The sequence below is a fragment of the Planococcus sp. S3-L1 genome (assembly GCF_030063085.1).
GTDB lineage: Bacteria > Bacillota > Bacilli > Bacillales_A > Planococcaceae > Planococcus > Planococcus kocurii.
Map to the genome: position 1 here is coordinate 1 of NZ_JASISN010000042.1, position 4431 is coordinate 4431.

The window sequence follows — 4431 nt, forward strand, 5'->3', positions numbered from 1 at the left end:
CGAAAAAGCGAGTCAATTAATTCAAACAGCTATATTGGATTTCAAGCGATTAAATCATTTGCTAGAAAAAAATAATCTTGAACTTTCTCGAGATACGGTTAAAAAAGTAGAATTTTATAATTGGCTCGAAGATAGAGGTTGAAATTACACATAATTAAAGATGGTACAGATATTTAAGAATAATAAAGAGCAGTAAAAAAAAGAGGATGTAGTTCCCTCTTTTCACGCACAATAATTTTTATTTAGGCCCTCCAGTATCATTGTGAATAATAGTGACTGTACTCCCTTTCTTTTTTTTGTAACTTGAATCGCTAAACATTTGTATTTCATGTTTAACTTGGAATACAGTACCAGCCATCCGCATGGATCGTTTATCTATAAAGTAAGCTGTTTTCATGTTGTCGGATATAATTACTATTGCAAATGCAGAAAGTGGCGCAGTGTAAGGTAAGGGAATAGCTAGTGCTGAACCTATTGCAGCAATTCCAGCTTTGGTAGTTGTATTAGAGACCTTTGTACTTTTTTTTCTAGTATCAACGTAAGTCCAACCGGATGCAGCTTCGACTGTGTTGGTAGAGAATTGAATCTGACTACCCTCGGTCGTTATATTGAACGGTGTTAACGCTAAAGAACTTACCATTACTAGTGACGCAATACTTGCAAGTACAGGTTTTTCATTTTATCTCTCCTTAACTTTTTTTGTATTATAATGGAATAGTAAGACATTTAATTATAAAAAGATATATTTTTTTGAATAATTTGAAAATATAAGTAATTATAACTACTTTTTCATATTATTACATTTTGAATTAAAGGAGTTGAAAAACGTGGAAAAATTATACAATTTTACTCAGGTGGTTATAGCAATTTTATTTTTCGCTATGATTATGTCCCTCAATAATTCTTCATTACTTGTAAATATATTTGGTACAGCAGGAATAATTGTTTCTTCTTTTTACTGGTATCTTTATATTAAAATTAAAAAAAATAAAGAAAACAATTCTTCTTTATAATAAAAAATTATTGATGAGCTGAAAATAGGAGGACATGAAAAATTATTTACAACAGGAAGATCGTTGGAGTTCTCATCGAGAACTAAAAATTTTTTACGAGATATTAGAAGAACTGCGTGACGAGAAAGACCAAAAGGAACTCTCTCAATTTGTCGATTGGTATTTAAATAACATAGATTTTCCTGTGTAAGATTTTATACTTAGCTTAAAGATAGTAATTAGAATAGGAGTGTAGCTAAGGTGAATCTTAAAAAAGATTAGTGATGTTAGCTATGTATCTTTTTCTAGCAATTATTTTGGGAATTATTTTTTATTATGGGCGATTCCATTACTGGGATTGTTTTTATCTCTTGTCTTACAAGTAATGATAACTAAAGAAAAGAAAGCCTTCTCGAGAGAGTGAGGGCTTTCTTTTCTTTAGAGAAAAAGAGGACGCAGCCGTCCAGATTTTTTACACTTTAATTTGTAAGAAACGCTGTCCTCAACAGCACGTTTTCTTTGATTTTTTTGGTATAGAACTGTACCAAAGCCTCGCAGAGCCTTCATTTTGTACATGGCACATGTCAAAATAACGAGAAGGTTACTTTGTCAAAGTAACAAACGGTTTGGTATAATTTTTGGCAGAGGTGATAGGTTTATGAGTATGAGTATTTCATGTCAAAAATCTTCGACAAGAACGAACATTAAACACAACAACCGAAAGATGAGTGAGAAGGAAAAAGAACAAAACAAGCACATTGATCCAACTCGTTCTCATCAAAATAAATACTTAGTTCAAGAAAATCTAAAAGATTTGTATGAAAAAGAGTTTGGAGAAGCATTGGAAAAGTACAACGTGAAACAGACAAGACAAGACCGAAAAATTCCAGATTACTACAAGCACATTCAGTCGAGTAAAAAAACATCAGTTCAGCAAGAAATGATTATTCAAGTTGGAGACAAAGAGGATTTTTCTAGTAATGAAAAAAGAGAACTTGCAAATGACGTGCTGCAGAAATGGTTTGATGGATTTGAAAAGCGAAATCCAAATTTAAAAATCTATAACGCTGTCATCCATAACGACGAAGCAAGTCCACATTTACATATCAACTTCGTTCCAGTGGCTGGCGAGTACAAAAGAGGAATGGAAAAACAAGTTTCTTTCGACAAAGCTATTCTTCAACAAGATTCGGCAATGAAAAAGGAACGGCCATTTGATCAGTGGCGTGAAAAAGAAGTTGATTTACTAGAAAAAATGCTGAAAGAACGTGGAATTGAACGAAAATTAGTTGGCAAAAATCAATACAAAGACGTTAATGACTACAAAGAGAAAAAAGATTTAGAGCGTGAAATCAAGCAATTGAAAGAAATCGTGCCCGATGAAAAAACCGTTGTTCCTTTTCTAAAAAAGGAAGTTGGAACCGAAGTGGTTCAAAAATTTGTAGGGAAATCAGAAGTCATTGAACGTGAGACCGAAAATTACGTGTTGTCACCTGAACAGTATGAAGAACTAACCGAACAGATTCATGCAGCTGTCGTTATCAAAAAGGATTATGAGCACTTAAAGACAACCGATCTAGCTAAAGAAAATGCACAGTTACGTATCGAAAAAGAAGATTTTAGACTTGATTTCAATCGAGTCGTGAAGAAATTCAACACGAAATTAGCTGACTATAACAAGTTAGAAAATAAATACGACCGTTTAAATACGTATGCACTGGATTTAAAGCTTGAATTAAAAACGACCTATCTTAGCGCTAAAGAGTTCATAAAAGAGCTTACAGAGGACACCAGAAGCTTTAAAGGAGCTTTTAAGAAGTTTGGAGACCTTGTTAAAGAAAAAACCTCGATGTTTCGAGACAAGAACGACTTAGAACCCAAAGTAAGTGAATTTGAACGAACGCACAAAAAGGAACTCGAAAAAGAGCGAGATAACGGACTGAGTCGATAATTCCATCTGCCTTTCTTGCTAACGCTTTTGAATTGCCATAAACAAATTCTAGTCAACCTTCTAAGCTTTCTAATTACTACAATCAGCCTTCTGTTTGGTTTTTATAACTAAAAGCTTAGAAGGCTTTATATGGCTTTTTTAGATACATATTGGTTTTTCTATTTTTCACCATGAAATGGTGCTCCCTATATATATATTACTTTAAAAGATTACTTACATTACTTACATTTAAGGTGAGCTCTAACGCTTAGAGCCACAAGGGATTTGGGTTTTAAAAATAACTTTTACTCCCTTTTAAAATAACTTTTACTCCCTTTTGAAATAACTTTTTCTCCTTTTCAAAAATAACACATTGATTTTCATGTTATTTAAATACTATAATTAAAATAACACAATCTAATTTAAAGTTATTTTAAAACAGGAGTATTTGTTATAGTACGAGTGATTTAGTGTAAGGAAAATTGTTTAGCTGGGGGAATTATGATGGGGAGAGTAAATAGTAAAACGAAGTTGATTTCATACGAAAATTCCATAAAAAAAAGCAATGAATTATCTATGGCTAAGTTATATCAAGGATTGACTCTCAATCAGATGCAATTGCTTGCATACTCTATTTTTTGCACACAAAAAAATGGAGTTACAGAATTTCGCAAAACTGATTTTGAAGAAAAATTTGGTGTACTTCAATATCGAACAGAAGACGCCCTAAAAGATTCTGATAAAATCACGAGTATAAAATTTAGTACAGTCGATATGGAAAATGAAAAGTTCAAATTTTGGAATGCCTTTATAGGAATGGGATATGACAAAGGATTATTTACCTTTGAATGGAGTCCAAAAATGCTTCCACATATTTTAGAAGTTAAAGAGAAATACTACGTAACAACAGATTTAACCATTGCTTCAAATTTCAAAAGTAGTTTCTCTTGGACACTATATGATTACCTAAAAGCGCATTATGGTTGCTGGTACAAAAACATTTCTAAAAATGAATTGATGGAGTTATTTGGTGTACAAGATATCAATAGCTATCAGATCAATACAGCAATGTTTAAAAAACGTGTGCTAGATATTGCTATTAAAGAAATTAATGAGCATACCGAACTCGAAGTATCATATAAAAATTTAAAAGAAGGTCGTACAATTACAGGCTTTAAAATAGATTGGTCAAATGGCACAAAGTTAACTAGTGCAACCAAAAAGCAAATCAACGAAATTAAAAATATCGTTGATGCTTCTTTCGATAACATGTTCCAATACGTAGATTTAGACAATACTGCAGATAGACAGAGAGCGATAGATTTGGTACGAAAAATCGAGAAATTACGAATTTTCACAGATGATGATATTGGAATTACAAGCGAAAAAGCGAGTCAATTAATTCAAACAGCTATATTGGATTTCAAGCGATTAAATCATTTGCTAGAAAAAAATAATCTTGAACTTTCTCGAGATACGGTTAAAAAAGTAGAATTTTATAATTGGCTC

Annotated in this window: 5 protein-coding genes; 4 read left to right on the forward strand and 1 reads right to left on the reverse strand. The window is 32.1% G+C overall.

All coding sequences use genetic code 11. The features are described from left to right. Positions 1-238: 238 nt before the first annotated feature. Positions 239-640, reverse strand: coding sequence for a hypothetical protein (locus tag QMF37_RS18060; protein WP_283479122.1), 402 nt, complete (start codon positions 638-640; stop codon positions 239-241). A 187-nt stretch (positions 641-827) separates the two neighbouring features. Between QMF37_RS18060 and QMF37_RS18065 the strand changes: the two genes are divergently transcribed. The 4 genes from QMF37_RS18065 to QMF37_RS18080 form a co-directional block, all read left to right on the forward strand. Then, entirely contained in the window at positions 828-1013 is a 186-nt protein-coding gene (locus QMF37_RS18065) for a hypothetical protein (protein WP_283479124.1), read from the forward strand. A gap of 34 nt (positions 1014-1047) precedes the next feature. Continuing rightward, the gene (locus QMF37_RS18070; RefSeq protein WP_283479125.1) at positions 1048-1203 is read left to right on the forward strand and encodes a hypothetical protein; all 156 of its coding nucleotides are present in this window, start codon (positions 1048-1050) and stop codon (positions 1201-1203) included. A gap of 447 nt (positions 1204-1650) precedes the next feature. After that, entirely contained in the window at positions 1651-2943 is a 1293-nt protein-coding gene (locus QMF37_RS18075) for a plasmid recombination protein (RefSeq protein ID WP_283479126.1), read from the forward strand. A gap of 483 nt (positions 2944-3426) precedes the next feature. Continuing rightward, a partial coding sequence (locus QMF37_RS18080) for a replication initiation protein (protein ID WP_283479128.1) occupies positions 3427-4431 on the forward strand: 1005 nt, incomplete at its 3' end.